We start from the raw sequence: 18,183 nt of genomic DNA on the forward strand, positions 1-18,183 counted from the left end.
CATGTGCGACCCGCTGCCGCAGCACGATGGGCGAACTTTGATAAATGGCGCGGTTTTCGCCGCCCGAACTTCCGTTCTCAGGCCAGCCGAGTGAGGCGTCATACGACTTGGCGATGTTCAATCCGGAGTTGCTGGATCGAATTGCGGGGGCACCTCCGGCTCGTCATCAAGAGCCACGAACTGGTCTTCACGAATCCGGAGGCACCCAAGTCGCCGCTGCTCGTGGCGACCGTCGGTCAGCACATAGGCCCTGGCGCACGGTCAGAGCAGCGCCGACGGACGATCCCAGCGCACGCCGGGGAATCGGCCGAAATCGCTGTCGTAGGAGACGACGCTCGCGCGATGCTCAACGGCAAGCGCCGCGAGGTGGGCGTCGTTGACGAGGTTGCCACCGGCTCCCACTTCGGCCAGCATTCGCGCCAAGAGATCAACGTGACGCGCAGTCGGATTCACCACGACTGCGCTCGAGGCGCTCAGCCAGTCCGCGACCTGACCCATGGCGTCTTCCGGAGAAAGCGGGCGGGGAAACAGGCCCTCCTTGCTCGCTAGCCGGACGAACGCGAGCAGCGGCACCCACGCGAACCCGACGCGGTCGCCGCCCGATAGCGCATCGTCGAGCCAGCGCAAGGACGAACTGTGGTGTTCGCTGGAAGTGTTGACCGCATACAGCAGAACGTTCGCGTCGACGATCTTCATGGGTGGTTATGACTGGGAGCAGCGGCGCTCATGACCCACGCCGCTGGCGACGGACAAGTTCCTCGTCCTCGAGTTCGGCCGCAAGCTGCAATGCCCGATCGAGATTTACGGCGGGAGCGCCCAAGTCGGCGGTACGTGTGACGAACCGCCGCGGTTCCGACCGGCCCGAGACGCCGTCCCTAATCGCGTCATTGAGCGCCTTCTTGAAGGACACCTGCCGCTCGGCCATGCGGCGCCGCACCAACTGCTCGACATCGTCGTCCAAGGTCACCGTGGTGCGCACCTTGACAGCATAGCATCAAAGCTTCTGACAGCATGCTGTCAGAACGAGAGCAGTTACTTCGACGATTCGCCGTCGGATTTGGCGTCCTTTGGACTGTCCTTGGAAGCCTTCGATCCCTTGGGACGCGCCTTCTGCAGCAGCGACTCCAGCGCAGCGCCGCTGATCCGTCGAAATGCCCGACGCGGCCGGTTGGCGTCCAAGATGGCCACTTCGAGGCTGGCCACGCCGAGCGAAGGCTGATCGCCGCCGTTGGAGCTACCGGCCCGCAACGCGTCTACCGCGATCCGCAGGGCGTCGTTGAGATCCGCGTTCTCGGTGTAGGAGTCCTTGAGGGCGGTGGTGATCGGTTCGGTAATGCCGCCCATGACCACGAAGTGCGGCTCGTCGGCAATCGACCCGTCGTAGGTGATGCGGTAGAGCTCAGGCGGTTTGGTCTCGCCGTAGTGCGCGACCTCGGCGACGCACAACTCCACCTCGTAGGGCTTGGCCTGTTCGGTGAAGATGGTGCCCAGCGTCTGCGCGTAGACGTTGGCCAGCTGCCGACCGGTGACGTCGCGGCGATCGTAGGCGTAGCCGCGAGTGTCGGCGAACTGGATTCCGCCGCGACGCAAGTTGTCGAACTCGTTGAACTTGCCCGCGGCCGCAAAGCCAACGCGGTCGTACAGCTCGCTGATCTTCTGCAGTGAGCGCGACGGGTTTTCGGCGACGAACAGCACACCACCGGCATAGGCCAGCGCGACCACACTGCGGCCCCGGGCGATGCCCTTGCGCGCGAGCTCGCTGCGCTCGCGCATCGCCTGCTCAGGCGAGATGAAATACGGAAAGCTCACTTCTCACCGCCATCGGGACCGAAAGTATCGGCACGCGACCGGCTTTCGATGACCTCGCGAGCCAGCTCGGCGATCCGGTCCTCGGGGACGTCGACGGCGCCGTTGGCGTCGATGGTGACCGCGGTCGGGTAGATGCCACGGACCAGATCGGGTCCGCCGGTAGCCGAATCGTCGTCGGCGGCGTCGTAGAGCGCCTCCACGGCGACCCGCAGCGCCGAATCCGCATCGTTGACATGCGCGTACAGCTTCTTCATCGACGACTTGGCGAAGATCGAGCCGGACCCCACCGACTGATAGCCCTCTTCTTCGATGTTCCAGCCGCCGGCGGCGTCGAACGAGACGATGCGGCCCGCGCTTTCCGGGTCGGCTGCGTGGATGTCGTAGCCCGCCAGCAGCGGCAGCGCCACCAGCCCCTGCATCGCGGCCGCCAGATTGCCGCGCACCATGATCGCCAGCCGGTTCACCTTGCCCGCGAAGGTGAGTGGCACGCCTTCGAGCTTCTCGTAGTGCTCGAGTTCGACGGCGTACAGGCGGGCGAATTCGACCGCGATTGCGGCCGTGCCGGCGATGCCGGTGGCGGTGTAGTCGTCGGTGATGTACACCTTGCGCACATCGCGCCCGGCGATCATGTTGCCCTGCGTGGAACGCCGGTCCCCCGCGATGAGGACACCACCGGGGAATTTCAGCGCGACGATGGTGGTGCCGTGCGGGAGTTGTCCCCCGCTGCCGCCCGCTTGCGGGCCGCTGAGGCTCGCCGGCAACAGCTCCGGCGCCTGGCGGCGGAGAAAGTCGGCGAACGAGGACAGATCTACGGCGGAAGGGTTGAGAGACAGGCGATCAGAGAACGGCCAGGTCACTGTCCGCCCTTTTGGACGTACGCGCGCACGAAGTCCTCGGCGTTCTCCTCGAGGACGTCGTCAATCTCGTCGAGCAGATCGTCGGTTTCCTCGGTCAGCTTCTCGCGACGCTCCTGGCCGGCGGCCGTGGTGCCGGTGAGTTCGTCGTCCTCACCACCGCCACCGCCACGCTTGGTCTGCTCCTGAGCCATCGCCGCCTCCTGCTTGGTTATCGGCCAGCGTCACACGGGCGCTGGTCTTGTCTACCCTACCGGTCGACACTGACGTTTCGTCGGGCTAACGAGGCTTAGCTGGTCAGTTGTTCGACCAACTCCACCGCGCTGTCCACCGAATCCAGCAGCGCACCGACGTGCGCCTTGCTGCCGCGCAACGGCTCCAGCGTCGGGATGCGAACCAGCGAGTCGCCACCCAGGTCGAAGATCACCGAATCCCAGCTGGCCGCGGCGATGTCGGCACCGAAGCGGCGCAGGCATTCGCCGCGAAAGTAGGCCCGGGTGTCGGTAGGCGGGTTGTCGACCGCCTCGAGGACCTGGTGTTCGGTGACCAGACGCTTCATCGAGCCGCGCGCGACCAGCCGGTTGTACAAACCCTTGTCCAGGCGCACGTCCGAATATTGCAGGTCGACGAGGTGGAGGCGGGGTGCCGACCAGCTCAGGTTCTCGCGCTGGCGGAAACCTTCGAGCAGCCGCAGCTTGGCCGGCCAGTCCAGCAGCTCGGCGCATTCCATCGGGTCGCGCTCGAGCAGGTCCAGCGCGTGTGCCCAGGTCTCGACTATGTCGGACGCGCGCGGGTCGGGGTCACGACTGTCGACCAGCTTGGCCACCCGGTCCAGATAAATCCGTTGCAGCGCAAGGCCGGTGAGTTCGCGACCGTCGGCAAGCGCCACCGTGGCGCGCAGCGCCGGGTCGCGGCTGATGGCATGGACCGCGTGCACCGGCCGCGCCAGTGTCAGGTCGCTGAGGTCGATCCCGTCCTCGATCAGATCAAGTACCAGAGCGGTGGTCCCCAGCTTCAGGTATGTGGACGTTTCGGCGAGGTTGGCGTCGCCGATGATGACGTGCAGCCTGCGATACCTGTCGGCGTCGGCGTGCGGTTCGTCGCGGGTGTTGATGATGCCGCGTTTCAGCGTGGTTTCCAGCCCGACCTCGACCTCGATGTAGTCGGAACGCTGGGACAGCTGAAAACCGGGCTCGTCGCCGGAGGGACCGATGCCGACGCGGCCGGAACCGGTCACCACCTGCCGGGACACCAGGAACGGGGTGAGCCCGGCGATGATGGCCGAAAACGGTGTCTGGCGCGACATCAGGTAGTTCTCGTGCGACCCGTAGGAGGCGCCCTTGCCGTCGACGTTGTTCTTGTACAGCTGCAGCTTGACGGCGCCGGGCACGCTGGCGACGTGCCGGGCGGCCGCCTCCATCACGCGCTCGCCGGCCTTGTCCCAAATCACCGCGTCCAGTGGGTCGGTGCACTCGGGCGCGGAGTATTCCGGGTGCGCGTGGTCCACATAGAGGCGCGCCCCGTTGGTCAAGATCATGTTCGCCGCACCGACCTCGTCGGCGTCGACCACCGGCGGCGGGCCGGTCGAGCGGCTCAGGTCGAAACCCCGGGCGTCGCGCAGCGGCGATTCCACCTCGTAGTCCCAGCGGGTGCGTTTGGCGCGCTGAATGCCGGCCGCCGCCGCGTAGGCCAGGACCGCTTGGGTAGAGGTGAGGATCGGGTTGGCGGTCGGATCGGACGGCGACGAAATGCCGTACTCGACCTCCGTCCCGATAATCCGTTGCATGCCGTAAAGCGTAGGCGCGGCGACTGCGAACCCTCCGCGCAACCCGCGCTGCGGCAGCCGTCCAGCCACGAAGCGGCGAGGGTGACGTGGTGCGGGCCCAAGGCGAAGAAGTTGACGCCCATTGACACTGTGATTAATTTCACCCTGGTGACCAGCCCGCAATCGAACTCATCAGGCCGCCACGCACGGACCGACCTGTCCGGGCAGCGTTATGGCGAGGTGCTCCTGGTAACGCCCGGTGAGGCGGGTCCACAGGCCAACGTCTACAACAGCTTCCCGCTCAATGACTGCCCCGCCGAGTTGTGGTCGGCACTCGATCCGCACACCATCGCCACCGAAAACGGTGCGGCCGCGGCGCTGCTCAACGGGCCACGCTATTGGCTGATGAACGCCATCGAAAAACGGTCTAAGGGTCCGGAGCTGCGGAAGAGCTTCGGCGGCATCGAGATGATTCTGCAGGCCACCATCCTGCTGTCGTCGATGAACCCCGCGCCGTACAGCTCCAACACAGTCAGCCGGCACACCGTGTTCGTTTTCGACGCCAGCGAAGAGGTGTATGAGCTTCACGACCCGCACGGCAACCGTTGGGTCATGCAGACATGGAGCCAGGTCGTCGACCCCGACCTGTCGCGGGCCGATCTGCCCACGCTGGCCGATCGGCTGAACCTGCCGGATGGGTGGTCGTATCAGGCGCGCGTGCTCACCGAAGAGCTGCGGGTGGACACGACGTCGCGCGCCGCGCAGGTCACTCAGGACGATCTGGCCAACAGTTACTCGCTGGTGACCGACTAGGTCAATGGCGGCGACCCGCTTCACCCGGCTTCGCCGCGTTCGCGATCGCCACTGGGTCAATGGCGGCGACCCGCTTCACCCGGCTTCGCCGCGTTCGCGATCGCCGCTCCCTACAGGTACTGACCCAGGTTGGATTCGGTGTCGATGGCCCGCGAGGCGCTCGACGACTTGCCGGTGACCAAGGTGCGGATGTAAACGATCCGCTCCCCCTTCTTGCCCGAAATCCGCGCCCAGTCATCGGGGTTGGTGGTGTTGGGCAAGTCCTCGTTCTCGGCGAACTCGTCGACGATCGAGTCGAGCAGATGCTGGATACGCAAACCCGGTTGGCCCGTCTCGAGCACCGACTTGATGGCGTTCTTCTTCGCCCGGTCGACGACGTTCTGAATCATCGCCCCGGAGTTGAAGTCCTTGAAGTACATGACTTCCTTGTCACCGTTGGCGTAGGTGACCTCCAGGAAGCGGTTGTCGTCGATCTCGGCGTACATCCGATCGACGACCTTCTCGATCATCGCCTTGATGCAAGCCGAGCGGTCGCCGTCGAACTCGGCGAGGTCGTCGGCGTGCACCGGCAGTTCCTCGGTCAGGTACTTCGAGTAGATGTCTTGCGCCGCTTCGGCATCCGGGCGCTCGATCTTGATCTTCACGTCCAGACGTCCCGGCCGCAGGATCGCGGGGTCGATCATGTCCTCGCGGTTGGAGGCGCCGATCACGATGACGTTCTCGAGCCCCTCCACGCCGTCGATCTCGGACAGCAGCTGCGGCACCACCGTGGTCTCGACGTCGGAGGAGACGCCGGTGCCGCGGGTGCGGAAGATCGAGTCCATCTCGTCGAAGAAAACGATCACCGGGGTGCCCTCGGACGCCTTCTCGCGGGCCCGCTGGAAGATCAGCCGGATGTGCCGCTCGGTCTCGCCGACGAACTTGTTCAGCAGCTCGGGGCCCTTGATGTTCAAGAAGTACGACTTCGCCTCACGGGAGTCGTCGCCACGGACCTCGGCCATTTTCTTGGCCAGCGAGTTGGCCACCGCCTTGGCGATCAGAGTCTTACCGCAGCCGGGCGGGCCGTAGAGCAACACACCTTTGGGCGGGCGCAGAGCGTACTCGCGGTAGAGCTCCTTGTGCAGGAACGGCAGCTCGACGGCGTCGCGGATCTGCTCGATCTGACGGGTCAGCCCACCGATGTCCTGATAGCTGACGTCGGGCACCTCTTCGAGCACCAGGTCCTCGACCTCGGCCTTCGGGATGCGCTCAAAGGCATAGCCGGCCTTGGTGTCTACCAGCAGCGAGTCGCCCGGCCGCAGTTTGCGTGGCCGGGTGTCGTCGTTGAGGGCGTCGGGGTGCCCGTCCGGCAAATCCTCCGCGACCAACGGCTCCGCCAGCCACACGATGCGTTCCTCGTCGGCGTGGCCCACCACGAGCGCCCGATGCCCGTCGGACAACACCTCGCGCAAGGTGGAAATCTCGCCAACCGATTCGAATGTGCCGGCCTCGACGACTGTGAGCGCCTCATTGAGGCGAACCGTCTGGCCCTTCTTCAGCACCGTGACGTCAATGTTGGGCGAGCAGGTCAAGCGCATCTTGCGGCCCGACGTGAAGACGTCGACCGTGTCGTCGTCATGGCTGCCCAGCAGAACGCCATAGCCACTGGGCGGCTGGCCCAGCCGGTCGACTTCCTCGCGTAACGCCAGAAGTTGTTGGCGGGCCTCTTTAAGAGTTTCCATTAATTTGGAATTGCGGGCGGCAAGCGAGTCGATACGGGCTTCAAGCTGATGCACATCACGAGCTGAGCGGACGCTGCCGTGCGGGCCGGCCGCGTGCTCCAGTTGCTCGCGTAGCGCCGCGGCCTCACGGCGAAGTTGTTCCAATTCGGCAGCATCATCGCTGGACAGGGGGTTGTTTCGGTGGGCACCGAACACTTCAGAACGCTCTGATTCACCCATGTTGCGCTCCTTTCCCGCACCGCAATGGTCCGGCGGATACTTCAACGCTACCGGCCATCGCCGGTTCATGCGTGCAGTCAAATGCACTCGAATGCCGTTGAAAAGTTACAAATAAGTTCACGCTGGTAATCTCGGCCACAAATCTGGCCGATCGGAAGGACACCCGTGACGATAAAGTCGTTCGCCACCGGCGTAACCGCGACGCCAATAATCGGCACCGCTGCTGTCGGTGTGACTTTCCTTGCACCCGTTTGGCCGCCGGTGCCGCGCTACGGAGTGGGCGTTTAGCCCGGCAGCCTGGATGCGTCGGGATCGCATTGTAGTTCTGGGCGCCGCCACAATCCTGGCGGCAGTTGGACTCTCGGGATGTGCGCACAACGAGTCCAAAGGATCCAAGGGGTCCCAGCCGATCGCTGCATCGGCCGGGCCGGCCACGCCGAGTCCGGCCGCCTCCCGCCCGAGCGCTCCCCTGCCGGCGCCCGAGGCCCTCGTCGACGTGCTGAGCAGGTTGGCCGACCCCGCAGTACCGGGCAGCGACAAAGTGGGTCTGGTTGAAGGCGCGACCCCGGCAAGCGCCGCCACGCTGGACAAGTTCACCAACGCGCTGCGCGACGGCGGCTACCTGCCCATGACGTTTGTGGCAAACGACCTCGCGTGGTCGGACAAGAATCCGTCGAATGTGACGGCCACCGTCATCGTCAATACCGCGCAGGCCAACAACCGGGTGTTTACCTTCCCCATGGAGTTCACGCCTTTTCAGGGCGCCTGGCAGTTGTCCCGCAAAACCGCGGAAATGCTGCTTGCCGTGAATAGCTCGACGCCGTCTCCGTCGCCCACCGGCTGAGCGCCCAGGATGTGGATCGGCTGGCTCGAGTTCGACGTGCTGCTGGGCGACGTGCGATCGCTGAAGGAGAAGCGCTCGGTGATCCGTCCCGTCGTGGCCGAGCTGCAGCGCAAGTTCAGCGTCTCGGCCGCCGAGACCGGCTCGCATGATCTGTACCGTCGGGCGGCCATCGGGGCGGCGGCGGTGTCCGGGGATCGCAGCCATGTCGTCGACGTCCTCGATGCCGCCGAACGACTGGTGGCCGCGCATCCGGAGTTCGACTTGCTCTCGGTGCGACGGGGCTTGCACAGAAGTGATGACTAGGTCGTCTCTTACGCAAGCTTTGCGCCGAGATCGACGGTAGCGCGGAAAAGCGCGAGTAGAAGTCGCGCCGGCGTCGATCTCGGTGTTGACGCCGGCGACCCGTCGCCCGGCTGCGTCACGCTAACGACTGATTAGCCGTCGCGGCCCTCGCGCTTGCGGCCCAACGGCGCCGGCGCGATGACCCCGGGCGCCAGCCGCCGCGCCGTCACCAGGAAGCCGGTGTGCCCGCGCATCGAATGTTGCGGGCGAACGGCCAGGCCCACAACGTTCCAGCCGCGCTGCAAAGTCTCCCAGGACCGCGGTTCGGTCCAGCGCTGCTGAGCCCGCAGGGCTTCCACGGCGGTCGACAATTGGGTAACCGTGGCCACGTAGATCACCAGCACACCACCGGGGATCACCAACCGCGACACCGGTTCGAGCACCTCCCACGGCGCGAGCATGTCCAGCACCGCGCGGTCGACGGAGCCGTCGGGCAGTTCGGAGTCGGCGATGTCGCTGATGATCAGCTGCCAGTTGTCGGGTTGCCGCCCATAGAAATTGGTGACATTGCGACGGGCGTGTTCGGCATGGTCGGCGCGCTTCTCGTAGGAGATCACCCGGCCCTGCGGCCCGACGGCCCGAAGCAGCGAGCAGGTCAGCGCACCGGATCCGGCCCCGGCCTCCAGCACCCGGGCGCCGGGAAAGATGTCGCCCTCGTGCACGATCTGAGCGGCATCCTTGGGGTAGATCACCTGCGGCCCGCGCGGCATCGACATCACGTAGTCGACCAGCAACGGGCGCAGCACCAAAAACTGTGCGCCGTTGCTGGATTTGACCACGCTGCCCTGCTCCAGCCCGATCACCGCGTCATGGGCGATCGAGCCGCGATGGGTGTGAAACTCGCTGCCCGGAGTCAGCGACATCGTGTAATGCCGGCCCTTGGCGTCGGTGAGTTGTACGCGTTCGCCGACAGTAAACGGGCCGGTGGGTGACACGCCGTCTAGCGTGCCAGCCGACTCGCCGTCCCCGGTGCTTGGGGGTTGTCGGTGCTCCGTCTTAGGCTTCGCCCATGACGGAGGCCACGACCGAGCAGCCGGAGGAACGCTCCCGGCCGGCCCTGTCGCCGTCGCGGGCCGCCGACTTCAAGCAGTGCCCGCTGCTATACCGGTTCCGCGCGATCGACCGGTTGCCCGAGGCGCCGTCGACGGCCCAGGTGCGCGGGTCCCTGGTGCATGCCGCGCTGGAGCAGCTGTACGGCCTGCCCGCGGGCCAGCGCGACCCAGACACGGCGAAATCGCTGGTGGAGCAGGCCTGGGAGCAAGTGCTCGCCAAGCACCCGGAGCTGGCCGGCGATCTGGATCCCGAACAACGAGCCCAGCTGCTGGGCGAAGCCCGCGCGCTGCTTTCCGGCTATTACCGGCTGGAAGACCCGACTCGGTTCGACCCGGAAAGCTGCGAACAGCGCGTAGAGGTCGAACTTGCCGACGGCACGCTGCTGCGGGGCTTCATCGATCGGGTCGACGTCGCCGCCACGGGCGAATTGCGGGTGGTCGACTACAAGACCGGGAAAGCGCCGCCCGAGGCACGGGCACTGGCCGAGTTCAAGGCGATGTTCCAGATGAAGTTCTACGCGGTGGCGCTGTATCGGTCACGCGGAGTGCTGCCTGCCCGGCTGCGCCTCATCTACCTGGCGGACGGCCAGCTGCTGGACTACTCGCCGGACCACGACGAGCTGATGCGCTTCGAGAAGACCCTGATAGCGATCTGGCGCGCTATCCAATCAGCCGGTGCCACAGGCGATTTTCGGCCCAGCCCGTCGCGGCTCTGTGAATGGTGCCCGCATCAACAGCACTGCCCCGCTTTTGGCGGCACTCCGCCGCCCTACCCCGGCTGGCCGGATCAGACGACGCAGCCGGCCGCCTGATCGAGCGGCGACATCTCCTGCAGCATCGTGGGAATCAGTTCGCTGACGGTGGGATGAATGTGCATCGTTCGCGAGAGAGTGGTGTAGGGCGCCTTGGCGGACATCACATCCAGAATCGCGTGAATGGCCTCGTCGCCACCGACTCCGAAGATCGCCGCTCCCAGGATCTGGTGGCTGTCGGCGTCGACGACCACTTTCATAAAGCCTTGCGTCTCACCCTTTTCCACTGCTCGGCCGACTCTGGTCATCGGCCGCTTGCCGACCAACGCCCGGCGGCCCGACGCAAGCACCTGGTCGACTGTCATCCCGGCGCGTCCCAGCGGCGGGTCGATGTAGAGCGCGTAGGTGGTGATGCGGTCACTGACGCGGCGCGGGTCGTCGTCGAGCAAATTAGCCGCAACGATCTCGAAGTCGTTGTACGAGGTGTGGGTGAACGCGCCCTTGCCATTGCAGTCGCCCATCGCCCAAATGTGGTCAACGTTGGTCTTGAGCTGGTCGTCGACCACGATGTTTCCGCGGGCATCGGTCTGGACACCGGCGGCGTCCAGCCCCAGATCATCGGTGTTGGGTCGCCGTCCCACCGCCAGCAGCAGATGGCTGCCCGTTATCGCGGCTGCACCGGATCCGGGTGAGAGTTCAAATCCGCTGTCCCGCTTACTGATTCGGATATCGTCGGCACCGACAACAATGTCGATCCCCTCAGCCCCCAGGACCGTGCGGATGGTCGCGGAGACATCCTCGTCTTCCCGCGACGCCAACCGTGGACCGCGCTGCACGACGGTGACGCGCGCCCCGAAGCGCCGATACATCTGCGCGAACTCCAGCCCGATGTAGCTGCCGCCCACGATGACGAGATGCTCTGGCAGCGTGTCGAGTTCGAGGATCGACACGTTGGTCAGATATTCGACGTCCGACAACCCGGGGATGTCGGGCACCACCGCGCGGCCGCCGACGTTGAGGAAGATCCGATCGCCCTGCAAGAGTTCGTCGTTGACCCGTAGCGTGTGCGGGTCTTCGAAGCGCGCATGACCGCGAAAGACCGTGCAGCCCTCCATGCCGTCCAACCAGGATTCGACGCCCTGCCGGTCCTTGAGCATGATGTCGTCTTTGCGTGCCTTGACTTTCGCCATGTCTACGCTGATCGGTCCGGTCGCCACGCCGTATTCCGCGCCGCGCCGGGCCAATTGCGCGGCATGCGCGCTGGCAACCAGCGTCTTGGTCGGAATGCAACCGGTGTTGACACACGTGCCGCCGACGTGTTTGCGCTCCACCACCGCGACCCGCTGGCCTGCGGCGGTCAGCCGGCCCGCCAGCGGCGGCCCGGCCTGGCCGGCGCCCACGACGATCGCGTCGAAATGCTCTGGCACTAGGAACCAACCGCGTAAGCGGCGGCGTAGGCGACTGCAAAGCCGCCTCCGACTGCCACCGCGTCTTCCAGCAGCGCGATCGGCAAGTCTTTACCCCCGGTCGCGGCTACCAGCCGCTTGCGCGCCTGGTAGCCGCCGAGAGTCCCGAGCACAGCTCCGAGCACACCGGCGCCGAGTCCGCCCCACCGGTAACCCCACGCCGTACCGATCACCGCGCCGGCGAACGCGCCCAAGATGATCCGGACGAGGAAGACCGGCGGGGCCGTGCGGGCCGGTGTCTTGGGGAGTTTGTCGTTCACCAGTTCGGCCACCGCGAGAACGCTCAAGACGATGACGGTGATGATGTTGCCCACCCAGGCCGCCCAGGTGCCCTGCATGTTGAACCAGGTGAGAAATGCAGCCCAGGCAACCACAGCGGGAGCCGTCACCGAACGCAATCCGGCGACGACTCCGATCAGTAGCGCCATCAGCAGGACGAGCAGATGATGTGTCACGGCGACCCTCCTGGGTTGTGCGCGCAATCGGCGGCTAGCCGGACGCTAACACAGTGATCGCTGACCGGCAGCTGCCCGACGATCAGAACCGGCAGAACCTGATGTCGGAAGCCAGAATTGCCTTGGCACCGATCGCGGCGAGTTCGTCCATGATGCCGTTGACGTCTCGGCGCGGCACCAATGCGCGGACTGCGACCCAGTCCGGCTCGGCCAACGGCGCGATGGTCGGCGACTCCAGGCCCGGTGTGATGGAGGTGGCCTTGTCGAGCACCGAACGCGGGCAGTCGTAATCCAGCATCAGGTACTGCTGACCGAACACCACACCCTGTATCCGGGCCACCAATTGATCATGCGCCGCGCTTTGCTGGTGGCGGCTGTCCGCGACGTGCTCGATCAGCACCGCCTCCGAATCACACAGCGGCTCACCAAAGGCCACCAAATCGTGCAAGCTCAGGGTGCGTCCGGATCCCACCACGTCGGCGATCGCATCGGCCACCCCGAGTTGCACCGAAATCTCGACGGCTCCGTCAAGCCTGATCACCGTTGCTTCAATACCTTTGGCGGCCAGGTCTTTTCGAACCAGGTTCGGGTAGGCGGTAGCGATCCGTTTTCCGGCCAGGTCGGCCGTCGTCCAGTCGCGCCCGGCGGGCGCGGCATAGCGGAAGCTGGAAGAACCGAAGCCCAGCGCCAAGCGCTCGCGTACCGGCGCCTGCGAATCGTTGACCAGGTCGCGGCCGGTGATGCCGAAGTCGAGGTCTCCGGAACCGACGTAGATGGCAATGTCTTTGGGCCGCAGGAAAAAGAATTCGACGTTGTTGACCGGGTCGATGACGGTCAGGTCCTTGGGGTCGGTGCGACGGCGGTAGCCGGCCTCGGAGAGGATCTCGGTCGCCGGCTCGCTCAGCGCACCTTTGTTGGGAACCGCGATGCGCAGCATGCTCATAGCTTCCGATAGATGTCGTCGAGGGACAGTCCGCGCGAGATCATCAGCACCTGCGTCCAGTACAGCAACTGACTGATCTCCTCGGCCAGCGCGTCGTCGGGTTCGTGTTCGGCGGCCAGCCAGACTTCGCCGGCCTCCTCCAGGATCTTCTTGCCCAGCGCATGAACCCCGGCGTCGAGCGCAGCGACCGTCACGCTGCCGGCCGGCCGGGTGCGGGCACGTTCGCCGAGTTCGGCGAACAGATCCTCGAAGGTCTTCACGGCCAGCGATTGTTTCACGGGTCGAGGCGCAAAGTCACACCGGTTTGGTTCGGCCGCAACGTACGGTGAGGCATGCAGTTCTTCGACCTCGAGGTCAAAGTGGACGGCCCCCGCGGCGATATCACATTGAACAGGCCGGCGAAGCTGAACCCGCTCAGCACCACCGCCTTGAACGAATTAGTCGCGGCCGCACGATATTTCGACACGGTGAGCGATGTGAAAGTCGTCGTGGTGGCGGGCAACGGCCGGGCCTTCAGCGCCGGTGCGGACCTCGCGTCGTTCGCCGCAACCGACACATCAGCCACCGCTGCGCGCGACGCAGCCGACGCCGGACGACGGATGGCCGAGGCGATCGAGGGCATGAATGCGGTGACCGTCGCCAGCATCCACGGCCATTGCGTCGGGGGCGGGGTCGTGTTGGCGTCGGCCTGCGACCTGCGCATCGCCGCGGACGACACCCGCTTTTCGATTCCCGAGGTCGACCTGGGGATACCGCTTGCCTGGGGCGGAATCCCCCGGCTGGTCCGCGAGATCGGCCCGGCCCGGACCAAAGAACTCGTCATGACCTGCCGCCCCTTTGGCGCCGACGAAGCCCTCGCGGCGGGCTTTCTGAACCGGACGGTGCCCGCCTCCGACCTCGCCGCGGCGGTCGATGAGCTGGTGGGCCAGCTGACCGGCAAGTCGGCGCTCACGCTCACCGCCACCAAGCGCCACACCAATGCGGTGACCGAACAGATGGTCGGCACCATGCGGGCCTGGAACGACGCCGACACGCTGGTCACTGCGCTGCGCGATCCCGAGTCGCGCGCCGCGGGCGCGGCCTATCTCAAGGGCCTGGGGCGCTAAAACGCCGGCCACGAAATGCCTTGGCGCCGTTCACGTTCGCGTCAGTCCTCTGGGTTGTAGGCGAGGTTGGAGCTGAGCCAGCGCTCGGCTTCCTGCAGGGTCCAGCCCTTGCGCTTCGCATAGTCGGCGACCTGGTCCTGGGCCACCCGGCCAACCACGAAATACTGCGACTGCGGGTGCGAGAAATACCAGCCGCTCACAGCGGCACCGGGCCACATCGCCATCGACTCGGTCAGCTCGATGCCGGTCCGCTCGTGGACGTCCATCAACTTCCAGAGCGTCGCCTTCTCGGTGTGCTCCGGGCAGGCCGGGTAGCCCGGGGCAGGGCGGATTCCCACATACTTCTCGGCGATGAGTGCCTCGTTGTCCAGGTGCTCGTCAGGCTGGAATCCCCAGAACTCCTTGCGGACCCGCTGGTGCATCCGTTCGGCGAAAGCCTCCGCCAGCCGGTCGGCGATCGACTCCAGCAGGATCGCGCTGTAGTCGTCGAGGGCCGCCTTGAACTCCGCGATCTTTTCCTGGCTGCCGAGCCCCGCGGTGACGGCGAACGCTCCGATGTAGTCAGCCAGACCGGTGTCTTTGGGCGCGATGAAGTCGCTCAACGACCGGTTCGGGATGCCCTCCCGGTGCTCGCCCTGCTGGCGCAGGTTGTGCAACGTGGTGAGCACCTCGGTACGGGTCCCATCGGTGTACACCTCGATGTCGTCCCCGACTGCGTTGGCCGGGAAAAACCCGATCACCCCGTTGGCCGTCAGCCACTTCTCCTTGATCAGCGTGTCGAGCATCTGCTGGGCGTCGTCGTACAGCTTGCGGGCAGCCTCGCCCGAGGCCGGGTTGTTGAGGATGTCGGGGAATCTGCCCTTCATCTCCCAGGCGTTGAAGAACGGCTGCCAGTCGATGAACTCGCGCAACTCGGCAAGGTCGTAATCCTGAAATTCTCGTACTCCCGCACCTATCGCGGGCACCGGCGGCGGGTAGCCGTCCCAGTCGATTGGCGTCCGGTTCGCGCGGGCCTTTTCCAGCGTCAGCATCGGTCGCTCGTTCTTCTGAGCATGCCGTTCGCGCAGAGATGCGTAGTCCTTCTCGGTGGCTTCCAGCAGGGCTGGACGCTGCTTGTCGTCGAGGAGCGCCGCAGCGACCGGTACCGAGCGGGAAGCGTCCTTGACCCAAACAACCGGACCGCTTCGACGCGGCGCCACCTTCACGGCCGTGTGGGCGCGCGAGGTGGTCGCGCCACCGATCAGCAGCGGGATCTCCATCCCCTCGCGTTCCATCTCGGCGGCGAAGTTGACCATCTCGTCCAGGGACGGAGTGATCAGGCCGGACAGCCCGATGATGTCGGCGTCGTGCTCGTTCGCCGCGGCGAGGATCTTCTCGGCGGGCACCATCACCCCGAGGTCGATCACTTCGAAGTTGTTGCACTGCAGGACGACTCCGACGATGTTCTTGCCGATGTCGTGGACGTCGCCCTTCACCGTCGCCATCACGATCGTGCCGTTGGTGTCCTTGGTGTCACCCGGCTGCTTCTCCGCCTCGATGTACGGCAGGAGGTACGCAACGGCCTTCTTCATCACCCGCGCCGACTTCACGACCTGCGGCAGGAACATCTTGCCGGAGCCGAAGAGGTCACCGACAACGTTCATGCCGTCCATCAGCGGACCCTCGATCACCTCGATCGGGCGACCACCCGCGGCGGCGATCTCGGCCCGCAACTCCTCGGTGTCGTCGTCGACGTGCGCGTCGATGCCCTTGACCAGGGCGTGCGTGATCCGCTCGCGGACCGGCAGGCTGCGCCACTCGGCCGCGGCCGCAGCCCCGTCTTTTGAGGCCTTCGCCTCATTGCTGAACCGCTCGGCGATCTCCAGGAGTCGTTCGGCCGCATCCTCGCGACGGTTCAGAACGACGTCCTCGATGCGCTCCCGCAACTCGGGGTCGATCGAGTCGTAAGGCACCAGCGCCCCGGCGTTGACGATGCCCATGTCCAGGCCGGCCTTGATGGCGTGGAACAGGAACACCGAGTGGATCGCCTCGCGGACGGGGTTGTTGCCCCGGAACGAGAACGACACGTTGGAGATACCGCCGGAGATGTGCACTCCGGGCAGGTTCTCCTTGATCCAGGCGCAGGCCTCGATGAAGTCGATCCCGTAAGTGGCATGCTCCTCGATGCCGGTCGCCAGCGCAAAGCAGTTCGGGTCGAAGATGATGTCTTCGGGCGGGAAGCCGACCTCTTCGGTGAGGATGCGGTAGGCGCGTCCGCAGATCTCCTTGCGGCGCTCCAGGTTGTCGGCCTGACCCTGCTCGTCGAAGGCCATCACGACGACGGCGGCGCCGTACTTGCGGCATAGCCGTGCCTCGCGGATGAACTTTTCCTCGCCCTCCTTCATGGAGATCGAGTTGACGATCGGCTTGCCCTGCACGTTCTTCAGGCCCGCCTCGATGACCTCCCACTTGGAGGAGTCGATCATCACCGGGACGCGGCTGATGTCCGGCTCGGCGGCGATCAGCTTGGTGAACCGGTCCATCGCGGCGACGCCGTCGATCATGCCCTCGTCCATGTTGATGTCGATGACCTGCGCACCGACCTCGACCTGCTGCAGGGCGACCGACAGCGCGGTGTCGTAGTCCTCGGCCTTGATCAGGTTGCGGAACCGGGCGGAACCGGTGATGTTGGTGCGCTCACCGATGTTGACGAACAGGGAGTCGTCGGTGATGTTGAGCGGCTCCAGGCCCGAGAGCCGGGTGGCCACCGGGATCTCCGGCACCTCGCGCGGTGGCTTGCCGCCGACGACCTTGGCGATCTCGGCGATGTGCGGCGGCGCGGTCCCGCAGCAGCCGCCGACGATGTTGACCAAGCCGGCCTCGGCGAAGTCGGCGATGTAGCCGGCCTGACGCTCCGGGGTCTCGTCGTACTCGCCAAAGGCGTTGGGCAGGCCGGCGTTCGGGTAGCAGGAGACGAAGGTGTCCGCGATCCGCGCCATCTCGGCGATGTAGGGCCGCATCTCCGGCGCGCCCAGGGCGCAGTTGAGGCCCACCGCGATCGGCTTCGCGTGTCTGATCGCGTTCCAGAATGCCTCGGTGACCTGACCGGACAACGTCCGGCCGGAGGCGTCGGTGATTGTCCCCGAGATGATGACCGGCCAGCGGCGTCCGCGGTCTTCGAACAGCGTCTCGACCGCGAACACCGCCGCCTTGGCGTTCAGCGAGTCGAAGATCGTCTCGATGATGAGGAGGTCGGCGCCGCCGTCGACCAGGCCGTTGGCGGCTTCGAGGTAGGCGGCGACCAGCTGGTCGTAGGAGACGTTGCGTGCCCCGGGGTCGTTGACATCCGGCGAGATCGACGCGGTGCGCGTCGTCGGCCCGATTGCGCCCGCCACGTAGCGGGGCTTGGCCGGGGTGCTGAATTCGTCGGCGGCCTTGCGGGCAAGGGCGGCGCCCGCGTAGTTCAGTTCGTAGCTCAAATCCGCCATGTCGTAGTCGGAGAGCGAGATCGCGTTCGCGTTGAACGTGTTGGTCTCCAGGATGTCGGCGCCCGCCTCGAGGTACTCGCGGTGGATTCCCTCGATGATCTGCGGCTGCGTCAGGTTGAGCAGGTCGTTGTTGCCCTGAAGCGCGGTCGGCCACTCCGTGAACCGGTCGCCGCGGTAGCCGGCCTCGTCCGGCCGGTCCCGCTGAATCGCCGTGCCCATCGCGCCGTCGATCACCATGATCCGCTGGCGCAGAGCTGCCGTCAGTTCGTCGGTGCAGTCGGGGCGGATGTCCGGCTCAGGTTTGAATTTCGAGTCAGGGGCGTTCACGTACGTTCCTTCCGCAGCGGAAGGCGTCCTTGACTCTGTCGAGCGTGGCGGATACCAGGGGCCCGGCCCCCAGATAACCGTTGCAACGCCTCTCGACCAGAAAAGTCTACGTCGTCACCCGACGTCTGGACGCCAGCTCGACCCGACCCGGTCGGCGATCGCGATGCCCTCGAGCGCCAGCTCGCGGATCTTGTCGGCTTGAACATTGGGGTCGTAGTTACCAAGGTTAACCACAAGGATAGTGCGCC

Annotated in this window: 18 protein-coding genes; 5 read left to right on the top strand and 13 right to left on the bottom strand. The window is 65.7% G+C overall.

What is annotated here, in order from left to right; all coding sequences use genetic code 11:
• Nucleotides 1-261: 261 nt before the first annotated feature.
• The 6 genes from A9W99_RS23730 to dop form a co-directional block, all read right to left on the bottom strand.
• Complete coding sequence (locus A9W99_RS23730) at nt 262-696, bottom strand: type II toxin-antitoxin system VapC family toxin (protein WP_067384154.1); 435 nt, start codon at nt 694-696, stop codon at nt 262-264.
• A 28-nt stretch (nt 697-724) separates the two neighbouring features.
• Entirely contained in the window at nt 725-979 is a 255-nt protein-coding gene (locus A9W99_RS23735; protein WP_067384157.1) for an antitoxin, read from the bottom strand.
• A 53-nt stretch (nt 980-1,032) separates the two neighbouring features.
• On the bottom strand, nt 1,033-1,809 hold the full coding sequence (gene prcA / locus A9W99_RS23740) for a proteasome subunit alpha (protein ID WP_067384160.1): 777 nt from the start codon (nt 1,807-1,809) through the stop codon (nt 1,033-1,035).
• The gene (gene prcB, locus A9W99_RS23745) at nt 1,806-2,666 is read right to left on the bottom strand and encodes a proteasome subunit beta (protein ID WP_067384163.1); all 861 of its coding nucleotides are present in this window, start codon (nt 2,664-2,666) and stop codon (nt 1,806-1,808) included. The genes prcA and prcB overlap by 4 nt, the downstream gene beginning before the upstream one ends.
• Nucleotides 2,663-2,857, bottom strand: a complete 195-nt coding sequence (locus A9W99_RS23750) for a ubiquitin-like protein Pup (protein WP_067238714.1) — start codon at nt 2,855-2,857, stop codon at nt 2,663-2,665. Before A9W99_RS23750 ends, prcB begins: the two co-directional genes overlap by 4 nt.
• 95 nt (nt 2,858-2,952) lie before the next feature.
• On the bottom strand, nt 2,953-4,449 hold the full coding sequence (gene dop, locus A9W99_RS23755) for a pup deamidase/depupylase (protein ID WP_067384166.1): 1,497 nt from the start codon (nt 4,447-4,449) through the stop codon (nt 2,953-2,955).
• Between the two features lie 147 nt (nt 4,450-4,596).
• Here dop and A9W99_RS23760 point away from each other — a divergent pair, with 147 nt between their 5' ends.
• Nucleotides 4,597-5,241, top strand: coding sequence for a hypothetical protein (locus tag A9W99_RS23760; protein WP_067384291.1), 645 nt, complete (start codon nt 4,597-4,599; stop codon nt 5,239-5,241).
• Nucleotides 5,242-5,351: 110 nt separating this feature from the next.
• Here the strand turns inward: A9W99_RS23760 and arc are convergent, their stop codons facing one another.
• Nucleotides 5,352-7,181 (bottom strand): proteasome ATPase, encoded by a 1,830-nt coding sequence (arc, locus tag A9W99_RS23765; RefSeq protein WP_067384294.1) that lies wholly within the window; start codon nt 7,179-7,181, stop codon nt 5,352-5,354.
• A 301-nt stretch (nt 7,182-7,482) separates the two neighbouring features.
• Here arc and A9W99_RS26310 point away from each other — a divergent pair, with 301 nt between their 5' ends.
• Nucleotides 7,483-8,025 carry a hypothetical protein gene (locus A9W99_RS26310; RefSeq protein ID WP_082930174.1) on the top strand — a complete coding sequence of 181 codons (543 nt, stop codon included), beginning with the start codon at nt 7,483-7,485 and terminating at the stop codon, nt 8,023-8,025.
• A gap of 9 nt (nt 8,026-8,034) precedes the next feature.
• On the top strand, nt 8,035-8,328 hold the full coding sequence (locus A9W99_RS23775) for a DUF503 domain-containing protein (protein WP_067384172.1): 294 nt from the start codon (nt 8,035-8,037) through the stop codon (nt 8,326-8,328).
• A gap of 131 nt (nt 8,329-8,459) precedes the next feature.
• On the opposite strand, the gene trmI is transcribed toward A9W99_RS23775, so the two are convergent.
• The gene (gene trmI, locus A9W99_RS23780; protein ID WP_067384175.1) at nt 8,460-9,302 is read right to left on the bottom strand and encodes a tRNA (adenine(58)-N(1))-methyltransferase TrmI; all 843 of its coding nucleotides are present in this window, start codon (nt 9,300-9,302) and stop codon (nt 8,460-8,462) included.
• A gap of 74 nt (nt 9,303-9,376) precedes the next feature.
• On the opposite strand from trmI, the gene A9W99_RS23785 reads away from it, so the two are divergent.
• Nucleotides 9,377-10,231, top strand: coding sequence for a RecB family exonuclease (locus tag A9W99_RS23785; protein WP_067384178.1), 855 nt, complete (start codon nt 9,377-9,379; stop codon nt 10,229-10,231).
• Here A9W99_RS23785 and A9W99_RS23790 read toward each other — a convergent pair.
• From A9W99_RS23790 to A9W99_RS23805, 4 genes are all read right to left on the bottom strand, one after another.
• Nucleotides 10,207-11,598, bottom strand: coding sequence for an FAD-containing oxidoreductase (locus A9W99_RS23790; protein WP_067384181.1), 1,392 nt, complete (start codon nt 11,596-11,598; stop codon nt 10,207-10,209). The two genes, A9W99_RS23785 and A9W99_RS23790, sit on opposite strands and share 25 nt — an antisense overlap.
• Nucleotides 11,598-12,065, bottom strand: coding sequence for a glycine zipper 2TM domain-containing protein (locus A9W99_RS23795; protein WP_067384297.1), 468 nt, complete (start codon nt 12,063-12,065; stop codon nt 11,598-11,600). The genes A9W99_RS23790 and A9W99_RS23795 overlap by 1 nt, the downstream gene beginning before the upstream one ends.
• Before the next feature lie 109 nt (nt 12,066-12,174).
• The gene (gene hisG / locus A9W99_RS23800) at nt 12,175-13,029 is read right to left on the bottom strand and encodes an ATP phosphoribosyltransferase (RefSeq protein ID WP_067384184.1); all 855 of its coding nucleotides are present in this window, start codon (nt 13,027-13,029) and stop codon (nt 12,175-12,177) included.
• 2 nt (nt 13,030-13,031) lie between these two features.
• Nucleotides 13,032-13,313 carry a phosphoribosyl-ATP diphosphatase gene (locus tag A9W99_RS23805; RefSeq protein WP_067384187.1) on the bottom strand — a complete coding sequence of 94 codons (282 nt, stop codon included), beginning with the start codon at nt 13,311-13,313 and terminating at the stop codon, nt 13,032-13,034.
• Between the two features lie 54 nt (nt 13,314-13,367).
• Here A9W99_RS23805 and A9W99_RS23810 point away from each other — a divergent pair, with 54 nt between their 5' ends.
• Nucleotides 13,368-14,141: an enoyl-CoA hydratase/isomerase family protein gene (locus tag A9W99_RS23810; RefSeq protein WP_067384190.1), complete on the top strand. Its 774-nt coding sequence runs from the start codon at nt 13,368-13,370 to the stop codon at nt 14,139-14,141.
• 41 nt (nt 14,142-14,182) lie between these two features.
• On the opposite strand, the gene metH is transcribed toward A9W99_RS23810, so the two are convergent.
• Nucleotides 14,183-17,935 carry a methionine synthase gene (gene metH / locus A9W99_RS23815; protein ID WP_067384193.1) on the bottom strand — a complete coding sequence of 1,251 codons (3,753 nt, stop codon included), beginning with the start codon at nt 17,933-17,935 and terminating at the stop codon, nt 14,183-14,185.
• Nucleotides 17,936-18,183 lie beyond the last annotated feature (248 nt).

Origin of the sequence: Mycobacterium sp. 1164966.3 (assembly GCF_001665395.1) — a bacterium.
Taxonomy (GTDB): domain Bacteria; phylum Actinomycetota; class Actinomycetes; order Mycobacteriales; family Mycobacteriaceae; genus Mycobacterium.